17 protein-coding genes are annotated in these 17748 nt (G+C 68.0%); 11 read left to right on the forward strand and 6 right to left on the reverse strand.

Translation table 11 applies throughout. The features are described 5' to 3' along the window. Nucleotides 1–40 precede the first annotated feature (40 nt). From AC5P7E_RS02305 to rnfB, 7 genes are all read left to right on the forward strand, one after another. Nucleotides 41–1981, forward strand: a complete 1941-nt coding sequence (locus AC5P7E_RS02305; RefSeq protein ID WP_114618682.1) for a DUF885 domain-containing protein — start codon at nucleotides 41–43, stop codon at nucleotides 1979–1981. Nucleotides 1982–1997: 16 nt separating this feature from the next. Next, entirely contained in the window at nucleotides 1998–3068 is a 1071-nt protein-coding gene (locus AC5P7E_RS02310) for a serine hydrolase domain-containing protein (protein WP_114618681.1), read from the forward strand. Further along, nucleotides 3065–3469: an SMU1112c/YaeR family gloxylase I-like metalloprotein gene (gloA2, locus tag AC5P7E_RS02315; protein WP_005410551.1), complete on the forward strand. Its 405-nt coding sequence runs from the start codon at nucleotides 3065–3067 to the stop codon at nucleotides 3467–3469. The genes AC5P7E_RS02310 and gloA2 overlap by 4 nt, the downstream gene beginning before the upstream one ends. A 542-nt stretch (nucleotides 3470–4011) precedes the next feature. Beyond that, nucleotides 4012–4455: a DUF2147 domain-containing protein gene (locus AC5P7E_RS02320; protein ID WP_005410552.1), complete on the forward strand. Its 444-nt coding sequence runs from the start codon at nucleotides 4012–4014 to the stop codon at nucleotides 4453–4455. 102 nt (nucleotides 4456–4557) lie between these two features. Further along, complete coding sequence (metG, locus tag AC5P7E_RS02325) at nucleotides 4558–6624, forward strand: methionine--tRNA ligase (protein ID WP_114618680.1); 2067 nt, start codon at nucleotides 4558–4560, stop codon at nucleotides 6622–6624. 78 nt (nucleotides 6625–6702) lie between these two features. Continuing rightward, on the forward strand, nucleotides 6703–7293 hold the full coding sequence (locus AC5P7E_RS02330) for an HAD family hydrolase (RefSeq protein WP_005414141.1): 591 nt from the start codon (nucleotides 6703–6705) through the stop codon (nucleotides 7291–7293). 24 nt (nucleotides 7294–7317) lie between these two features. Continuing rightward, entirely contained in the window at nucleotides 7318–7731 is a 414-nt protein-coding gene (gene rnfB, locus AC5P7E_RS02335) for an Rnf electron transport complex subunit RnfB (protein WP_005410555.1), read from the forward strand. A 140-nt stretch (nucleotides 7732–7871) separates the two neighbouring features. On the opposite strand, the gene AC5P7E_RS02340 is transcribed toward rnfB, so the two are convergent. Beyond that, nucleotides 7872–8219: a RidA family protein gene (locus tag AC5P7E_RS02340; protein ID WP_005410556.1), complete on the reverse strand. Its 348-nt coding sequence runs from the start codon at nucleotides 8217–8219 to the stop codon at nucleotides 7872–7874. 192 nt (nucleotides 8220–8411) lie between these two features. Here AC5P7E_RS02340 and mprF point away from each other — a divergent pair, with 192 nt between their 5' ends. After that, the gene (mprF, locus tag AC5P7E_RS02345; protein WP_005414230.1) at nucleotides 8412–10976 is read left to right on the forward strand and encodes a bifunctional lysylphosphatidylglycerol flippase/synthetase MprF; all 2565 of its coding nucleotides are present in this window, start codon (nucleotides 8412–8414) and stop codon (nucleotides 10974–10976) included. A 98-nt stretch (nucleotides 10977–11074) separates the two neighbouring features. Here the strand turns inward: mprF and AC5P7E_RS02350 are convergent, their stop codons facing one another. The 4 genes from AC5P7E_RS02350 to AC5P7E_RS02365 all read right to left on the reverse strand — a co-directional run bounded on the left by AC5P7E_RS02350 (nucleotide 11075) and on the right by AC5P7E_RS02365 (nucleotide 13939). Continuing rightward, complete coding sequence (locus AC5P7E_RS02350; RefSeq protein ID WP_223846435.1) at nucleotides 11075–12421, reverse strand: virulence factor family protein; 1347 nt, start codon at nucleotides 12419–12421, stop codon at nucleotides 11075–11077. A gap of 78 nt (nucleotides 12422–12499) precedes the next feature. Further along, entirely contained in the window at nucleotides 12500–13117 is a 618-nt protein-coding gene (locus AC5P7E_RS02355; RefSeq protein ID WP_043035448.1) for a DUF998 domain-containing protein, read from the reverse strand. Then, complete coding sequence (locus tag AC5P7E_RS02360) at nucleotides 13114–13302, reverse strand: oxidoreductase-like domain-containing protein (protein WP_012480947.1); 189 nt, start codon at nucleotides 13300–13302, stop codon at nucleotides 13114–13116. Before AC5P7E_RS02360 ends, AC5P7E_RS02355 begins: the two co-directional genes overlap by 4 nt. 34 nt (nucleotides 13303–13336) lie before the next feature. Continuing rightward, a complete protein-coding gene (locus AC5P7E_RS02365) occupies nucleotides 13337–13939 on the reverse strand; it encodes an HD domain-containing protein (protein WP_005410561.1) in 603 nt (200 codons plus the stop codon). A 240-nt stretch (nucleotides 13940–14179) separates the two neighbouring features. Between AC5P7E_RS02365 and AC5P7E_RS02370 the strand changes: the two genes are divergently transcribed. Next, a complete protein-coding gene (locus AC5P7E_RS02370) occupies nucleotides 14180–15331 on the forward strand; it encodes a transglutaminase-like domain-containing protein (RefSeq protein ID WP_043035446.1) in 1152 nt (383 codons plus the stop codon). Nucleotides 15332–15337: 6 nt separating this feature from the next. Here the strand turns inward: AC5P7E_RS02370 and AC5P7E_RS02375 are convergent, their stop codons facing one another. Beyond that, nucleotides 15338–15673, reverse strand: a complete 336-nt coding sequence (locus AC5P7E_RS02375) for a zinc ribbon domain-containing protein YjdM (protein ID WP_005414225.1) — start codon at nucleotides 15671–15673, stop codon at nucleotides 15338–15340. Nucleotides 15674–15855: 182 nt separating this feature from the next. Here AC5P7E_RS02375 and AC5P7E_RS02380 point away from each other — a divergent pair, with 182 nt between their 5' ends. Together AC5P7E_RS02380 and AC5P7E_RS02385 are read left to right on the forward strand one after the other, a co-directional pair. Beyond that, nucleotides 15856–17217 (forward strand): Hsp70 family protein, encoded by a 1362-nt coding sequence (locus tag AC5P7E_RS02380; RefSeq protein WP_012480950.1) that lies wholly within the window; start codon nucleotides 15856–15858, stop codon nucleotides 17215–17217. A 229-nt stretch (nucleotides 17218–17446) separates the two neighbouring features. Beyond that, nucleotides 17447–17740 carry a YkgJ family cysteine cluster protein gene (locus AC5P7E_RS02385; RefSeq protein WP_053462562.1) on the forward strand — a complete coding sequence of 98 codons (294 nt, stop codon included), beginning with the start codon at nucleotides 17447–17449 and terminating at the stop codon, nucleotides 17738–17740. Nucleotides 17741–17748 lie beyond the last annotated feature (8 nt).

A 17748-nucleotide genomic window follows, 5' to 3' on the forward strand; every position in this document is an offset into this window, starting at 1 on the left:
CGTGCAAGCTCCACGATCTGTGTTCCACGGAAGCTTCTTGATGCCGTATTCCCCCCGCGTCCTGGCCGCTGCCATTGCCGCGTTGTTCCTGTTCAGTGCCGTGCCGTCGGCCGAAGCAGCGAAGAAGAAGGCCAGCCGCCCTGCCGCTGCGCAGACCCGCCAGGCCGCCAAGCCCAAGGCCAGGCCCGCCCGTGCCACCGCACCGGCCCGTGGCAGTTCGGCGCGCCGCGCTGCGCCGCGTCCGGTCGCTCCGGCCCGTGCCGTGCCCAAGCAGGTGCAGCTGGAACGGCTGTACGACGAGTACTGGGATGCCTCGATGCGGTTGAACCCGCTGCAGGCCACGTTCCAGGGCGAACCGCGCTACAACGACCAGCTGCCCAACATCCTGTCCGCCGCCTGGCGCCAGCAGTCGCACGACTTCACCACGCAGTGGCTGGGCAAGGTCGAAAAACTCGGCAGCGATGGCCTGCAGGGCCAGGACCTGCTCAGTTACGAGATCTTCGTACGTGACGCGCGCGCCTCGCTGGCTGCCGAGCGCTACCCGAGCTGGATGATGCCGATCAGCCAGTACTACAACATCGGCAGCATCATGGCGATCCTCGGCTCCGGCGCCGGCGCGCAGCCGTTCAACACCGTGCAGGACTACGACACCTGGTCGCGCCGCTCGCTCGGCATTCCCGAACTGTTCGACCAGGCCATCGACAACATGCGCCAGGGCATGAAGGCCGGCGTGGTGCAGCCGCGCGACCTGATGGAGAAGGTGCTGCCGCAGCTGGATGCGGTGATCAAGCCGACCGCTGAAGAGAGCATCTTCTGGTCGCCGATCCGCACCATGCCGAACACGATTGCGGCCGAAGACAAGACGCGCATCAGTGCCGAGTACAAGCGCATGATCGAACTGCGCATCATGCCCGCCTACCGCGCCCTGCGCGGCTTCATCGCCACCGAGTACCTGCCGGCCACGCGCGCCAGCAGCGGCATGGGCGCGCTGCCCGACGGCCAGGCCTGGTACGCCAACCTGATCGTGCAGACCACCGCCAGCGACCAGACCGCCGCGCAGCTGCACGCGCTGGGCGAGCAACGCGTGCAGGAACTGCAGGCACAGATCGCCACGGTGATGAAGGACGCCAAGCTGCGTGGCACGCCGGCAAAGCTGCTGCGCAGCATGCGCAACGATCGCCAGTTCCAGTACAGCGATGCCAATGCACTGATCAGCCGCTACCGCCAGGTGCAGCAGCAGGTCAACGCGCGCCTGCCGCAGGTGCTCGATACGCTGCCGAAGTCCGCGCTGGAAGTACGCGCGGTGGAACCGGAACGGGCGCTGACCGCCGCCGCTGCCGCCTACCAGCCGTCGCCGCCCGGGCAGCCCGGCGTGCTGTACATCAACACCCGCGACCTGCCCAGCCGCAAGCGCTGGAGCGTGCCGGTGCAGTACCTGCATGAAGCGATTCCCGGCCATCACGTGCAACTGGGCCTGCAGCAGGAGCTGGCCAAGCTGCCGCGCTTCCGTCGCCTCGGTGGCGATCTCGCCTTCGTCGAAGGCTGGGGCCTGTACGCCGAAACGCTGGGCGAAGATCTCGGCGCCTACACCGATCCCTACGACCGCATCGGCTACCTGTACTCGCGCCTGCTGCGCGCCGCACGCGTTGTCGCCGACACCGGCGTCAATGCACAGGGCTGGAGCAAGCAGCAGGCCGTGGCCTACCTGCAGAAGACGGTGGACATGAGCAGCGATGACGCCAACGCCGAAGTCGAGCGGATCATGGCCCAGCCCGGCCAGGCACTGTCGAACGTCGCCGGCATGACCACCATCGTTGCCCTGCGCGACAAGGCCAAGGCACGCCAGGGCGCAGCCTTCGATCTGCGCCGCTTCCATGCAGAACTGCTGAAAGACGGCTCGATGCCTCTGGACGTGCTGGACCGCAAGATGGAGCGCTGGATGGCACAGCCGGCCAGCGCTGCGCCCACACTTTCGCCCTGACGCTTCCGGAGCCACCATGCGCCCTGCCGTCGCCCTGTTCGCCGCCGTGCTGGGCCTGCTGCCTCTGGCGGGCGCCGCCGCACCGGTGCTGACCCCACCGGATGCCGGTATCGACGGCCTGATGCAGGCCTACGATGGCCAGGTGCCCGGCGCCGCAGTGCTGGTGCTGCATGACGGGCAGCCGGTGTTCCGCCGTGGCTACGGCCTTGCGGTGGTCGAAGACGGCACCCCGGTCACAGCCGCCAGCAACTTCCGGCTGGCCTCGGTCAGCAAGCAGTTCACCGCCGCGGCGGTGCTGCTGCTGGTGGAAGACGGCCGGCTCGGGCTGGACCAGCCGGCCCGGCAGTGGCTGCCCGAGCTGCCACCGGCTGCAGCGGGCATCACCCTCCGCCACCTGCTCTCGCATACCAGCGGCCTGCTCGACTACGAAGACCTGATGGACCCGGCAGACACGCGGCAGGTACACGATGCCGATGTGCTGGCCCTGCTGTCGCGCCAGGACCGGCTGAACTTCGCGCCGGGCACGCAGTACCGCTACAGCAACAGCGGCTATGCACTGCTGGCACTGATCGTGGGCCGCGCATCCGGCCAGAATTTCGCCGCCTTCCTGCAACAACGCATCTTCCGCCCGCTGGGCATGGCGCATACCGTGGCCCACCAGGACGGCGTGGACACGGTCGCCACACGCGCCTATGGCTACAGCAGGATCGATGGCCGCTGGCAGCGCACCGACCAGAGCACTACCAGCGCTGTACTGGGAGACGGCGGGATCTACTCCTCGCTGGACGACCTGGCCCGCTGGGATGCGGCGCTGTACGACGACCGCCTGCTGTCGAAGGCTTCGCGCCGGGCGATGTTCAGCCCCGCCACACCGACGCCCGAACCGGATGTGCCGCACTACGGCTTCGGCTGGCGCCTGAACGGCCCGGTGCAATGGCACAGCGGCGAGAGCATCGGCTTCCGCAACGTGATCGTGCGCCACCCGGAGAAGCACCTGACCGTGATCGTGCTGACCAACCGCAACGACCCCGAACCCTATCCGCTGGCGCAGAAGATCGCCCAGCGCTGGCTGGACACCCTGCAATGACCCCCGGTTCCGACGCCCTGCTGGGCATCCACCACGCCGCACTGATCTGCAGCGACTACGCCCGCTCGAAGGACTTCTACGTGCGCATCCTCGGCCTGCGCGTGCTGGCCGAGAACCACCGCGCCGCACGCGATTCCTGGAAGCTCGATCTGGCCCTGCCCGACGGCGGCCAGCTGGAACTGTTCTCCTTCCCCTCGCCGCCGCCCCGTCCCAGCCGCCCGGAGGCCCAGGGTCTGCGCCACCTCGCGTTCCGGGTGGCTGCACTGGAACCCTTCATCCAGCGCCTGGCCGCGCATGGTGTCGCCTGCGAACCGATCCGCGTGGACGAATACACCGGCCGACGCTTCACCTTCTTCGCCGACCCCGACGACCTGCCGCTGGAGCTGTACGAGATCGCGTGAGCGATTTTCAATCGCGGAGGCCCATCCACGCATGGCGTGGATCTACGTGTCGACCAAGGTCGACACCCACCAAGAGCAGGCCGTGGCATTCCAACAGATCGCGGAGACCTGTCGAAGGCGGGGTGGGTCCGGTTGCGGGGGCGTGAGCCGCATGGGCCCGAGGCATGCCTCGGGCGGGTTGGGCAGGACGCCCAACCCCGGTCTTGCCGTGTGCGCAGGACTGCGCCCACGAGCAAGCGGCGACCGAGCTTACATGGGTGAGGGCGCTTTGCTTGCGAAGCACTGCTTCGCAAGCGCCCGAACGCACAGCCGCCAGCGGCTGGGCCGGGCCCCGGAGGGGGACTTGCAGCGCCCCCCGCAACCGGACCCACCCCGCCATCCCACGGATAGCCGTCTTTGCTTTTGAGGTTGCCGGCCAGCGGCCGGCACTACCGCGGGTGCAGGGCGCAGCCCTGCAAAGCCCCCCTTCCCCATACCCCGCCGAATGGGTATACAGTCGACCCGTACCGGCATCGTGCCGGAATGAACCCTGGGAGGGGACCATGCGCAAGACCTTCAAGACCCTGCTGCTGGCACTGCCGCTGTGCCTGGCCGCGCTCTCGGCGCAGGCCGCCGATGGCGCCGCCGGCCGCTGGAAGACCATCGACGACAAGACCGGCAAGGTGAAGTCGATCGTCGAGATCACCCAGGCCGCCAACGGCACCCTGACCGGCAAGGTGGTCGACATCCTGCACTCGGACAAGGGCCCCAACCCGGTCTGTGACGGCTGTGAAGGCGCCAACAGGAACAAGCCGGTGAAGGGCATGACCATCCTCTGGAACCTGAAGGCCGACGGCGCCAACAAGTGGTCCGGTGGCACCATCCTCGATCCGGCCAATGGCAAGACCTACAAGTCGAAGATGGAACTCCAGCCCGGCGGCACCAGGCTGGACGTGTCCGGCTGCATCGCCTTCATCTGCCGCGCGCAGACCTGGCAGCGCGAATAAGCGCCCCGGCCCCCGCTTCATCCCCGTGACCCGGCCCCGGCCGGGTCACCTCGTTGCGGGCATGCGATACTCTGCGGTTCCCCTCGGCTTCACCCCGCGACCATGACCCGTACCGCGCTCGTCACCACCGCCCTGCCCTACGCCAACGGCCCGCTGCACCTGGGCCACCTGGTCGGCTACATCCAGGCCGACATCTGGGTGCGTGCGCGGCGAATGAGTGGCGGCAAGGCCTGGTTCGTCTGCGCCGACGATACCCATGGCACGCCGATCATGCTGGCCGCGGAAAAGGCCGGGGTCACCCCGGAGACCTTCATCGCCAACATCCAGGCCAGCCACGAACGTGACTTCGCCGCCTTCGGCGTGGCATTCGACCACTACGACTCGACCAATTCGGCGGCCAACAAGGCGCTGACCGAGCAGTTCTACCTGAAGCTGGAAGCGGCAGGCCACATCAGCCGCCGTTCGGTGGCGCAGTTCTACGACCCGGCCAAGGGCATGTTCCTGCCCGACCGCTACGTCAAGGGCATCTGCCCGAACTGCGGCAGCCCCGACCAGTACGGCGACAACTGCGAAGTGTGTGGCGCTACCTATGCGCCGACCGATCTGAAGGAACCGCGTTCGGTCATCTCCGGTGCCACGCCGGAAATGCGCGATTCGGAGCACTTCTTCTTCGAGGTGGGCCACTTCGACGCGTTCCTGCGCGAATGGCTGGCCGGCGACGTCGCCCTGCCGGGCGTGAAGGCCAAGCTGGGTGAGTGGCTCAATGCCGAAGGTGGCCTGCGCGCGTGGGACATCTCGCGCGATGCGCCGTACTTCGGTTTCCAGATTCCTGGCCAGCCGGGCAAGTACTTCTACGTCTGGCTGGATGCGCCGATCGGCTACCTGTCCAGCTTCCAGACCCTGTGCGGCAGGATCGGCGAGGACTTCGAGGCGCACCTGCGCGCCGGTACCGCCACCGAGCTGCACCACTTCATCGGCAAGGACATCGTCAACTTCCACGGCCTGTTCTGGCCGGCGGTGCTGCACGGTACCGGCCACCGCGCGCCGACCCGCCTGCACGTCAACGGCTACCTGACCGTGGACGGCGCCAAGATGAGCAAGTCGCGCGGCACCTTCGTGATGGCGCGTACCTTCCTCGATGCCGGCCTGGAACCGGAAGCACTGCGCTACTACTACGCCGCCAAGTCCGGCGGTGGCGTCGACGATCTCGACCTGAACCTGGGTGACTTCATCGCCCGCGTCAACGCCGACCTGGTCGGCAAGTTCGTCAACCTGGCCAGCCGCTGCGCCGGCTTCATCAGCAAGCGTTTCGACGGCCAGCTGGCCGCGCAGCTGCCCGATGCGGCGCAGTACCAGCGCCTCGTCGACGGCCTGGCGCCGATCCGTGAAGCCTACGAGCGCAACGACCCGGCCGCGGCGATCCGCCTGACCATGGCCCTGGCCGACGAAGCCAACCGCTACATCGACGACGTCAAGCCGTGGGTCATCGCCAAGCAGGAAGGCGCCGACGCGCAGCTGCAGGCCGTGTGCAGCCAGGGCCTGAACCTGTTCCGCGTGCTGGTCACCGCCCTGAAGCCGGTGCTGCCGGCCACCGCCGCGCAGGCCGAAGCCTTCCTGGCCGCGCCGGTGAACGACTGGACCGAACTGGCACAGCCGCTGCTGGGCCACCGCATCACCGACTACACCCCGCTGTTCACCCGTATCGACCCGAAGAAGATTGACGCCATGATCGACGCCTCCAAGGACACCCTGCAGCCGGCGGCTGCCGCTGCCCCCGCCGCCAAGCCGGCCGCCCCGGCCCCGGCCAAGGACGAAGCAAAGAGCGCCGACGCGCCGGCCTACATCGGCATCGACGATTTCGCCAAGCTCGACCTGCGCATCGGCAAGGTGCTGGTCTGCGAGTTCGTGGAAGGATCGGACAAGCTGCTGCGCTTCGAGCTGGATGCAGGTGAACTGGGCAAGCGCCAGATCTTCTCCGGTATCCGTGGCAGCTACGGCGAGCCGGAGAAGCTGGTCGGCCGCAGCGTGGTGTTCATCGCCAACCTGGCCCCGCGCAAGATGCGCTTCGGCCTGAGCGAAGGCATGATCCTGTCGGCCGGCTTCGACGGCGGTGCGCTGGCGTTGCTGGACGCCGACAGCGGCGCGCAGCCGGGCATGCCGGTCCGCTGATGCCCGCAGCGGGCGTGGCCTCGGCCGCGCCCGCCGGCAGCATTGGCCAGCGGAGGCAACGCGATGGGAGGCAACGGAATGGAACTGGCGCTGTTCGACTTCGACCACACCGTGACCACCTGCGATACCTATGGCCGTTTCCTGCGCCGCGTGGCCACCGCCGAACAGCTGGCGCAGGCGTGGTGGAAGGTCGGCCCGTGGCTGCTCGCGTACAAGCTGAAGCTGATCTCGGCCGAACGCATCCGCGCGCGCGTCACCCGCCTGACCTTCAGCGACCGCCACAGTGACGACATCGCCACCCTGGCCGCCGGCTTCTCGCGTGAGTTCCTGCCCGACGTGGTGCGCCCGGAAATGCTGGAGCAGATCCGCTGGCACAAGGAACAGCAGCACACCGTGGTGATCGTGTCCGGCTCGCTGGACCTGTACCTGCGGCCGTGGTGCGAGCAGCTGGGCCTGCAGTTGATCTGCAACCGGCTGGAATGTCAGGACGGACGCCTGACCGGCCGTTACGCCGGTGGCGACTGTGGCCCGCGCAAGGTCGAGCACATCCGTCGCCAGTTCGATCTGTCGCGTTACGTGCGCATCCATGCCTACGGTGACAGTTCCGAAGACAAGCCGATGCTGGCGCTGGCCCACGAGCGCTGGTTCCGCGGCAAACCCCTGAAGTAACCCGACGCGCAGCCTTCGCCACGCATGAGCCTGATCCCGCCCCTGACCGAACGCCTCGACCGCCTGCTGCCGCAGACCCAATGCGGGCAATGCGGCTACGACGGCTGCCGACCGTACGCGCAGGCGATGGCGCGCGGCGAGGCAGGCGTCGACCGCTGCCCACCCGGTGGCGATGCCGGTGCACGCGCGCTGGCCCAGGTTCTGCGCGTACCGGCGATTCCTTTTGATCGTTCGCGCGGCGAGCACAAGGCGCCGCAGGTGGCGTTGATCGTGGAAGCCGACTGCATCGGCTGCACCAAGTGCATCCAGGCCTGCCCGGTGGACGCCATCATCGGCGGCGCCAAGTACATGCACACGGTGATCGCCGATCTGTGCACCGGCTGCGAGCTGTGCATCCCGCCGTGCCCGGTGGACTGCATCGAGCTGGTGCCGGCCTAGCCACCAGACCAACCGGCGGTGGAGCGGCGGGGTAGAGTCGGCTGTTAGTCGACTGCTCTTCGTTCCGGCGGCGCAAAACCCCGCGCTGCGCGCGACAGTCGACTCTACCCCCCCTCCACTGCTGGGAGGTGACCTTGCCGTTACGGCACTGCCGCCGTCACCACGATCTCGACCTTCCAGTCGGCGTGGGCCAGCTTGGCCTCGACCGTGGCGCGCGCCGGGGTCGCACCTTCCACCACCCACTCATCCCATGCCTTGTTCATACCGTCGAAATCGGCCATGTCGGCCAGGAACACTTCGGCGCGCAACACGTGCTGGCGATCACTGGCCACCAGCGCCAGCAGCTTGTCGATCTCGGCCAGCACCTGCCGGGTCTGCCCGGTGATGTCCTGGCTGGTGTCTTCCGGAATCTGGCCGGAAAGGTAGGCGACCTTGTTGTACACGGTCATTTCGGACATGCGCGGTCCGACGTCGTAACGCTCCATCATGGGCGTGGCTCCTGCGGGTGATCAGGCCTGCATTGTCCTCCAAACCGGTCAACGATGGGTGCAGGGCAGCCATCCACACACGGTCACTACCGGCTTCCGACAGCGACGCTGGTCAAATGCCAGCGACAGGCGCACGATGCGCCACGGCTGCATTGACACCGCCCTCGCCCTCCCTGACGCACCCTTGCGCCGATGACCGAAACCACCGACCCCGCCACCGCTCCCTCCACCCCGGCATGGAAGCGGGTCCTCACCATCGTCATCCCGCTGCTGATCCTTGCGTTGGCGCTGCACGGCCTGGCCAACGAGTTCGATGAGAACGGCTACCGCGCCATCCGCCATGCCTTCCACCAGCTCAGTGGCACGCAGATCGCGCTTACTGTCGTGCTGGGCCTGGCCAGCTATGCCTGCCTGATCGGCTTTGATGCCATCGGCCTGCGCCGCAGCGGCATCCGCGTGCATCCGGCGCGCATCGGCATCACCGCGTTCCTGGCACACACGCTCGGCCAGACCGTGGGCTTTGCCGCGCTCACCGGCGGTGCGGTGCGCCTGCGCGGCTACCGTACCGCCGGCCTCGACCTGGCGCAGATCGGCCAGGTCGTGCTGATGAGCACGCTCGGCTTCGTGTTCGGTGCGTGGCTGCTGATCAGCGTGGCGCTGTGCATGGAACCGGCGGCAGCGGCGCTTGCCCTGCCGCTGGACCCGGATGCGGTGCGCGTGGTCGGCATCGTCGCGCTGCTGGCCTATGCGGCCACCCTGCTACTGGTCGGCCGCGATGGACGCCAGTTCAGCGTGTTCGGCCATGCGCTGTGGCTGCCCGACCGGCGCACGATGATCGGGGTGACCGTGCTCAGCGTGATCGAGCTGGTGCTGGCCAGTGCCGCGTTCTATGTGCTGCTTCCGGACTCGACGCCGACCGGCCTGCCCGGCTTCGTCGGCCTGTACCTGGTCGCGGTGCTGGCCGGCCTGGTTTCGACCGTGCCCGCCGGCCTCGGCGTGTTCGAATGGAGCCTGCTGAAGCTGCTGCCACAGGTGGCACCGGCTGCGGTGCTGGCGGCGGCGTTGATCTACCGCGTCACCTACTACGTGCTGCCCCTGCTGCTGGCCACCCTGCTCGCGCTTGCACCCGCGCTGCGCCAGCCGCTGCAGGCCAGTGCCGGGGCAACCCGTGCCGGCTGGAACGCGCTGCGCCCATGGTTGCCGCAGATCATCGCGCTGGCGGTGTTCAGCATCGGTGCTGCGCTGGTCATCGACGGCACGTTGCCCACGCCGCGCCGTCACCTGGTCAACGCATCACTGCCGATCCTGGAAACGTCCCATCTGATCGGCAGCCTCAGCGGCGTCGCCCTGCTGCTGATCGGCCAGGGCCTGGCCCGGCGCAGCCATGCCGCATGGATGCTGGCGATGGCCGTGTGCGTGATCACCCCGTTGCCACTGTGGCTGCGCGGTGGCCAACCGTTGATCGCGGTCTCCGCCCTGCTGGTGGCGATGGCGCTGTGGGCCGCACGCCGCGAGTTCTACCGCCAGGGCGCGCTGCTCGATGAAGCATGGTCGTGGCCATGGCTGCGCAACCTCGGCCTGGTACTGGTGGCGGTCACCTGGCTGTTGTTCTTCACCTACAGCCATGTCGAGTACCAGAACGAGCTGTGGTGGCAGTTTGCGATATCCGGCAACGCACCGCGTGCGCTGCGTGCGCTGCTGGTGGTGGCGATCGCGCTGGTGATGTTCGGCCTGGCGCGGCTGCTGCACAGTACGCGCAGCCCGCTGCCAGCCGCCGACGAGGCCACGCTGCAATCATTGGCGCCGGTACTGGCCGGTGCCACCGATACCCAGGCCTGCCTGGTACTGACCGCCGACAAGGCGGTGCTGCGCGATGATGCGAAACAGGGCTTCGTGATGATGCAGCGCTACGGCGGTTCGCTGATCGCGATGGGCGATCCGGTCGGCCCGCCTGATGTGGCGCGCGCGCTGATATGGCGCTTCCGCGAGGAAGCTGACCGGCTCGGCCTGCGCCCGGTGTTCTACCAGGTGGGCGAGACCTACTGGCAGACCTATCTCGACCTGGGCCTGGGCCTGGTCAAGCTGGGCGAGGAAGCGATCGTGCCCTTGCACGACTTCGGCCTGGAAGGCCGCGAACGCGCCGATCTGCGCCAGGCCTGGAACCGTGGCAAGCGCGGGGGCCTTTCGTTCCGCGTGGCACCGGTGGAAGAGATTCCCAGCCTGCTTCCCCGCCTGCACGCGATCTCCAACGCGTGGCTGGAAGACAAGGCCGGCGACGAGAAGGGTTTCTCGCTGGGCAGCTACGATCCGGATTACCTGGCGCGCTTCCCGGTGGCGCTGGTCGAAGCCGAGGGCCAGATCGTGGCATTCGCCAACCTGTGGCAGGCACCGGCCGGTGCCGAGCTGTCGGTGGACCTCATGCGCCACGTCAACGAGGCACCGAAGGGCACGATGGACTTCCTGTTCATCGAGCTGTTCCTGTGGGGCCGCGCGCAGGGCTATGCGCGCTTCTCGCTGGGCATGGCGCCGCTGTCCGGGCTGGCCCAGCATCGCCTTGCTGGTCGCTGGAACCGACTGGCCGGCCTGCTCGCGCGGCATGGCGAACGCTTCTATGGCTTCAGTGGCCTGCGCCGCTTCAAGTCGAAGTTCGACCCGCAGTGGCGACCGCGCTATCTGGCAGCACCCGGCGGCATGCATCTGCCGGCCGCGTTGCTGGATGCCACGCGCCTGATCTCGCTGGACCCGCGGCGTAACTGAAGCCCTGAGCCGCCGGGCATGGCCCGGCGCTGCAAACCACCCGGTAGGTGTCGACCTTGGTCGACACGGCGGCGACAGCGTTCGGGCGTGGCCCGGCGCTACGCCCCGCCCTTGAGGATCACTTCGGCCAATCGGTCGTAATCACCATTGAAGTGATGGTCGCCCGGCAGCTTCACCTTCTGCACGCCGTCGTTGGCCGGCAGGCCGGGGCACAGCGCGTCGTCATCCTTGTCGCCATACACGCAGAGGGTCTTCGCCGCCGGCAGCTTCGCCACTTCCGGCGCGATCGGCAGACCATCGCCGCCACCACCCAGCCAGTTGCTGACGTGGAATTCAAAGTCGGCCTTCCTGCCTACCGACAACAGCACGATACGATCCAGCGCTGCGCGGGTATCGGCATCGAGCTGGTTGATGGTGGCCGGCAGCACGTCGGCACCCTGCGAGAAACCGATCAGCATCACCTTGTCGCGATGCCACTGCTGGCGGTAGTGATCGATGATCTTCTGCAGGTCAGTGGCAAATCCCTTCGGCGTGCGTTCGCTCCAGAAGTAGCGCAGTGAGTCGATGCCGACCACGGCCACGCCATGCTCGTTGAGCGACGATGCCACGTCCTTGTCCAGGCCGGCCCAGCCGCCATCGCCGGAAACGAACACGGCCAGCGTGTCGCCATTACCGGCAGCGGGTACTTCCACTATCGGCAGGCCCTTCAGCGCGGCTGGTGGCGGTGCCAGGCTGACGCCGGCCTGCGCGCCGATCACCCGCGCCGCCGCCACCAGGCCGGGTGAAGCATCACCGCGCGCGGTGCGCTTGAACTCGCGTGCCATCGCCACCTGCTGCACGAAGCGGCTGGCCTCGCCAACCTTGCAGCCATGGTCGCCGGCGGCGCTCAGCCACGGGGAATTCAACTCGGCAGGCTGCAGCTTGTTGTGCTTCACGCCATCGCCGCAGACCATGCGCTCGTGGCTGCGATCCGGGCAGAAGCCAGTGGTCAGCAGGCCGGCGAACACTTGGGTGTCGGCCTGTGCGGCCAGCGTGTAGGCCATCTCGGCGCCTTCACCATCACCACCGACCAGCGGCAGGTGGTAGCCAGGCAGGTGCAGGGAGGCCTGCAACCAGCGCGAGAAGTTCTCGACGTCGCCGGAACCGAACGAACAGGTCGGATTCCCCTCGCGCTTGAGCACGCTGCGCAGATGCGCGATGTCCACGGCAGCGACCATCGCGCCATCGGCACGCAGGGCCTCGATCGGAAGGCGGCTGGTATCACCACCGGCGGTGGGTTCATGGAACCAGATCACCACACGCTGCGGCGTGCCAGCCGGCATGTGCACCGGAATCTGCTCGAACCGCCCGTGGCTGAACTGCTGCACGTTGGCCGCCGCCATTGCCGGCAGTGCTGCCAACGCCAGAACCACACCCATTGCCCTGCCCAGCCCTGCACGCTTCATGTCGCATCCCCGATGGAATGCGCACACGATACGCCGCCGCCGCGTGCACGGCACGTACCGGCGCAGGCCGTTGGGGATTCAGTGGGCTACGGCCCGACGGCTGCGCCGGTACAGGGCCATCGCCAGATACAGCAGCCAGCCAACGATCACCGCGATCACCACTTTCTGTCCCAGCCCACGCGGTGGTCCACCACGCCACAGCACATGCAGCCACAGCAGCACGAAGGCCAGCCATGCCCAGCCCCAGAGCAGGCCCGCGGCGGACTGCCAACCCGGTTCGCGGCGCAGGTACCAGGCCTGCAGCAGCATGCCGACGCTGGCACACAGGAACGCGGTGTTGGCTGCCAGTCCATGGATGAACGGTGCAAGCAGCGGGGTCGCTTCAGGCAGCCAGCTGTCACCGATGGCGACCGTCGCCAGCCCCAGCGCAGAGACAGTGAACAACAGCGGCGCCGCCGCACTGCGGCGCGGCCCGATGCTGCCGCGATACAGCGCAATGCCAAGCGCCGCAATGGCCAGCGCCAGCAGGCAGTAGGCAGCGCGCAATGCCAGGCCCCACGGCCCGTGCAGGTACAGGCTCAAGGTTGCCCGCACCCAGTCCAGATCACTGCGCGCGACCTGGGTCCACAGCGCGGTGGTCACGAACAGCAGCAGCGCCACCAGTGCCAGCACCGCCGCCGGACGCGCACGGCTCATGGCGTTGCCTCCGGATGCCGCGTCTTCCACTCGGCCAGCGCCTTGCGATAGCGCTGCAGCTCATCGGCATACAGATCCAGCACGCACAGCGGACAGCCGCTGCCACAGCACTCGTTGGGACCGGGCTCTTCGGGGGGCAGCGGGCGGGGGTCGGGATCAGGGACGGACACAGTGGGAAGCGACAATCGGTGAGAGCAGGCCCAAGTGTACCGGTCCAGCTCAGCGGGCCAGCTGTCGACGCAGGTTTTCCCGAGCCGCCGCATCCAGACGCTGGTGGAAGAAGTCACTGAGGAAGATGCGCGGCGCCCGCAGCAGCCCCTGCAGGAAACGGCGACGCCCGGCGCGGTACAGGAAGCCCGGCACGACCCCTTTGTACTCTTCGGCCACGCCACGATCGTAGGCAGCGAACACCGGCTCGGGCGCGGCCAGGATCGCCATGTCGCAGTCCAGGAACAGCGCGGCCTCGGCATCAACGTCGTCCGGGCCCAGATCGCCATGGCGGGCTGTCAGCAGGATCAACTGCTCGACCCGCGCGGCGTCGACGCCGGCCAGTTCCGGGGCCCGTGCGATTGCCTGCAGGGCCAGCGCCGCCGAACGCGCTTCGTTGTCCTTGCGGCCCGCCACATAGATCGCGTCGTGGTAGAGCACGGCCAGGTACACCTCGGCGGGCCTCTGCCAGCCCGGGCCGTCAGCCACGTCCTGGCAGTGCTGCAGCACCGCGCGTACGTGTCCGAAGTGGTGGTAGGCGCGGGGCGGCGTTGCGTAGCTGTCCTGCAGCGCCTGCCACTGCGCAGGAGCCAGCGTCAGCGGAGAGAAATCCATACCCGGATCATCCCGCCTGCGCAGCCCCGCGGCAAGCTGATGGTTTTTTCACCACATACTCACAACGCTTGCCCGGTGAGGCCTGGACGCGGTTGTCCACAGCTTTGTCGAGCGCTGGTCCACATCGGTTGTGGATGAAACGCCGTACCGGCCACGCGCCGACCAACGGTCACTGCAGCGCGGCGCCGCCGGGTCTACACTCGCTGCAGGCGGGAGCGCCCGCCGCTGCCGGGAACTGTCATGTACCGCCCTGCCGCCCGCATCTTCGTCGTGGTCCTGGCCGCTTTGATGGCCGCGCCGCTCTGCGCACAGAACCACCCGCGCACCGATGCACTCCCGCCCATCGGAAGCGTCACCCCGGTGGAGGTCCCCTCACCGGAACAGGTCTTCGCGATTCCTCCCGCAATGCGCGCGATGCTGCAGGCGCAGGTGATCGACCGCAGTTCATCGCGCGAGCAGCGGCTGCAGGCACTGGTGGAAATGATCTTCGGCCGCCAGGGGCTGGACCTGCAGTACGACGCGAACGCGACCTACACCGTGGACGAAGTCTGGCAGCAGCGCCGCGCCAACTGCCTCGCCTTCACGCTGATGTTCGTGGCACTGGCGCGCGAGGCTGGCATCCAGGCCCGCGTCCAGGAAGTCGGCCAGGTCGTGTCCTGGTACCAGGACCAGGACGCCGGCGTGGTCTACAGTGTGGGCCACGTCAACGCGGGCGTGGAGATCGCGGGGCGTTACGCCACGGTCGACCTCGATCGCAACGTACTCTACGACCGCCACGGCCCGCAGCCGGTCAGCCGCGCGCGTGCACTGGCCCATTTCTACAACAATCGAGGTGCCGAACGCATGGCCGAAGGAGACCTCGTCGGCGCCCGCGCGTTCTTCGATGCCTCGGTCGTGCAGGATCGCGCGTTCCCCTCGGTCTGGAACAACCTGGGTGTGCTCGACAACCGTGAGGGCAACACCGATGCGGCGCGGCAGGCACTGGACCGCGCCCTGCGCCTGGACGGTCGCCAGGATGCGGCGCTGACCAATGCCAGCGCGCTGTATCGGCAGCTTGGGCTGGATGCGCAGGCCAAGGCCCTGGAGCGACGCTTGAAGTCGGTGCAGCGTGAGGACCCGTTCGCGCAGTACATGCTGGGCACGCAGGCCGAGCAGGCCGGAAAGCTGGCCGAAGCCATCCGCTATTACCGGCAGGCCGTGCGCCTGTATGACACCGCGCACCAGTTCCACTTCGGGCTGGCGCGCGTGTATTTCCTGTCCGGGCAGCTTGAACGCGCCGACCGTGAACTGACCCGCGCGCAGCTGCTGGGTGGTGCACCGGAGCAGGCACGCTACCAGGCCAAGCTCGACAGCCTGGCCCGCTGGCGCGCGCAGCAGCAGGCCAGGCGCTGAGACCGATCAGGCCTTCTTGAGGAAGCAGGTCTTCAGGACCAGGCCCTTGATCTTGTCCGAGTTGCCTTCGATGTGCTCGGCATCATCTTCGACCAGGCGGATGTTGCGGATCACGGTGCCCTGCTTCAGCGGGATCGAAGACCCCTTCACCTTCAGGTCCTTGATCACGGTGACGGTGTCGCCGGCCTGCAGGGTATTGCCGTTGCTGTCACGCACGACCAGGGTCGAACCGGCACTTTCCTCGGCGGTCCATTCGAAACCGCAATCGGCGCAGATCCACAGCGCGCCATCGGCATAGGTGTTTTCCAGGGTGCACTGCGGGCAGGCGGGAACAGACGACATCGGCAAGTACCTCAAAGTGAATCAACAGCCGCCATTGTAACCGCCCGGTCCGGGGCCCCGGCTCCCTGGCAGGTGCCCGGCCGCCGCCATGACCGCGGCTGGAGCAGCCGCGACGCTGGAACTTGCAGTCGGCGACGAACTGCAGCAGAGTGCGCGGCCCCTGACCGCCCCCGGAACTCCCCATGCGCCTCGGCATCGACTTCGGTACCAGCAACTCCGCCGCCGCCATCGTGCATGAGGGGAAACTGCTGCCGATCCGTTTCGGTGACGCCGAACAGTTCCGCACCAGCGTGTACTTCCCCGGCGTGGTGCCCGACCCGGACGACTTCCAGCTCGACGACGGCCAGGAACACCAGCTGCAGCAGATGATCGATAGCGCCGCGCGTGCAGCCCGTGCCGCCGGCCAGGAACGCACCCCGCAGGCGCTGCGCCGTGAAGCCCTGCGCGCCCTGCGCCGTGAATGGATGGAGGCCCGCGCCGGCAAGGAACGCAGCGCCAGCGACCTGCTGCAGAACGCGGTCTACGGCGACGACGCGCTGGAAGCCTATTTCGAGGAACACGAAGGCAACCTGGTGCAGAGCCCGAAGTCGATGCTGGGCTACAACCTGCACCCACGCGCGAAGCAGACCATCACCGGCATCGCCGCGCACATCCTCGAACACATCCGCCTGACCGCCAGCGCCCAGCTTGGCCAGCCGCTGCGTGCCGCTCTGCTCGGCCGCCCGGTGCAGTTCCGCAGCTCGATCGGCGCGGCCGGCAATGACCAGGCACTGGATATCCTGCGCGAGGCCGCCACCCAGGCCGGCTTCGACCAGATCGATTTCCTCGAAGAACCCGCCGCGGCGGCCATGCACTACCACGCCGAAAGCCGCGAGCGGCACCAGGCGGTGATCGTCGACATCGGCGGCGGTACCACCGATATCGCGCATGCCGAAGTCGGTGGCGACGACGCCCCGCGTATCCACCGCGCGTGGGGTATCGCCCGCGGCGGTACCGACATTGATCTGGCGCTGAGCCTGTCCAGCTACATGCCGCTGTTCGGCCGCGGCATCACCCGCGTGCCCGCCCACCACTATGTGGAAGCAGCCACCGTGCAGGACATGACGCGCCAGCGCGACTTCCGCCAGCACAAATACGATCACGTCGACGAGCCGTGGGGCGGGCGCCTGCAGGCCCTGCAGGACACCGGCAATACCGCCCGCCTGTACCGCGATGTCGAACGCGCCAAGATCGCCCTCAGCGCCGCCAGCGAGCACCGCAGCACGCTGGACTACATCGCCCGCGACCTGCATGCCGACAGCAGCGCCGATGGCCTGGCCGCCGCCGCCCACGGCTACCTGGAGCAGATCCGGGAACTGCTGGCCCAAGTCCGCAGCGACATCGGGGGCGACCCGGATGCGGTGTTCCTGACCGGCGGCATGTCCCGTGCCGGCTACCTGCGCCAGGCCGTGGCCGAGGCCTTCCCGGGGGCCCGCATGGTCCACGGCGAGCCCTCGCTGGGCGTGGTCCAAGGCCTGGCGTTGGCGGCAGCCAGCCAGGATTAACAAAACGTTACGCGGTCTAAGTTACTCTTGGTCGGCTAGAACCCCGCTGCACCTTCCACCGGCCACGCCGGTGTGTGTCCACGGTGCAGCCTGGCCCGCCCTGCGGGCCTAGCGGCCATGCCTTCCTGGCTCGTTCATGGTCCGCGCAGCACCTGAGCCGCCATCGAGACCCGCTTTGGGCACCCGCCAGGCCCCTGTGGCCTTACAACCTGACGCAGCACCTGCACCCATCGACTGCCGCCGTTGTGACGCGGTCTGTTGCCGGCTGCCCGTGCTGCTGCAGCCCGGCGACCACGTGCCTGGCCAGTTCCTGTCACGCGACACCCACGGCCGTGCCGTGATGGCGCGCAACGAGGAAGGCTGGTGCGCGGCGATCGATCCCTATCACCTGCGCTGCACGATCTATTCGCAGCGCCCGGCGATCTGCCGCCAGTTTTCGATGGGCGGCGATGACTGCCGCCGCGAGCGGCAGGATTACCTGCGCCAGGCCGACGCCTGGGCGCTTTCCTCCCCTTCCACCTGACAGGAGCA

The organism is Stenotrophomonas sp. YJH_SMC_25 (assembly GCF_059369595.1).

Excerpts from the sequence above, each read along its gene's own strand:
- AC5P7E_RS02305 (WP_114618682.1), top strand. The coding sequence starts at position 41 with ATGCCGTATTCCCCCCGCGTCCTGGCCGCTGCCATTGCCGCGTTGTTC.
- AC5P7E_RS02310 (WP_114618681.1), top strand. The coding sequence starts at position 1,998 with ATGCGCCCTGCCGTCGCCCTGTTCGCCGCCGTGCTGGGCCTGCTGCCT.
- gloA2 (WP_005410551.1), top strand. The coding sequence starts at position 3,065 with ATGACCCCCGGTTCCGACGCCCTGCTGGGCATCCACCACGCCGCACTG.
- AC5P7E_RS02320 (WP_005410552.1), top strand. The coding sequence starts at position 4,012 with ATGCGCAAGACCTTCAAGACCCTGCTGCTGGCACTGCCGCTGTGCCTG.
- metG (WP_114618680.1), top strand. The coding sequence starts at position 4,558 with ATGACCCGTACCGCGCTCGTCACCACCGCCCTGCCCTACGCCAACGGC.
- AC5P7E_RS02330 (WP_005414141.1), top strand. The coding sequence starts at position 6,703 with ATGGAACTGGCGCTGTTCGACTTCGACCACACCGTGACCACCTGCGAT.
- rnfB (WP_005410555.1), top strand. The coding sequence starts at position 7,318 with ATGAGCCTGATCCCGCCCCTGACCGAACGCCTCGACCGCCTGCTGCCG.
- AC5P7E_RS02340 (WP_005410556.1), bottom strand. The coding sequence starts at position 8,219 with ATGATGGAGCGTTACGACGTCGGACCGCGCATGTCCGAAATGACCGTG.
- mprF (WP_005414230.1), top strand. The coding sequence starts at position 8,412 with ATGACCGAAACCACCGACCCCGCCACCGCTCCCTCCACCCCGGCATGG.
- AC5P7E_RS02350 (WP_223846435.1), bottom strand. The coding sequence starts at position 12,421 with ATGAAGCGTGCAGGGCTGGGCAGGGCAATGGGTGTGGTTCTGGCGTTG.
- AC5P7E_RS02355 (WP_043035448.1), bottom strand. The coding sequence starts at position 13,117 with ATGAGCCGTGCGCGTCCGGCGGCGGTGCTGGCACTGGTGGCGCTGCTG.
- AC5P7E_RS02365 (WP_005410561.1), bottom strand. The coding sequence starts at position 13,939 with ATGGATTTCTCTCCGCTGACGCTGGCTCCTGCGCAGTGGCAGGCGCTG.
- AC5P7E_RS02370 (WP_043035446.1), top strand. The coding sequence starts at position 14,180 with ATGTACCGCCCTGCCGCCCGCATCTTCGTCGTGGTCCTGGCCGCTTTG.
- AC5P7E_RS02375 (WP_005414225.1), bottom strand. The coding sequence starts at position 15,673 with ATGTCGTCTGTTCCCGCCTGCCCGCAGTGCACCCTGGAAAACACCTAT.
- AC5P7E_RS02380 (WP_012480950.1), top strand. The coding sequence starts at position 15,856 with ATGCGCCTCGGCATCGACTTCGGTACCAGCAACTCCGCCGCCGCCATC.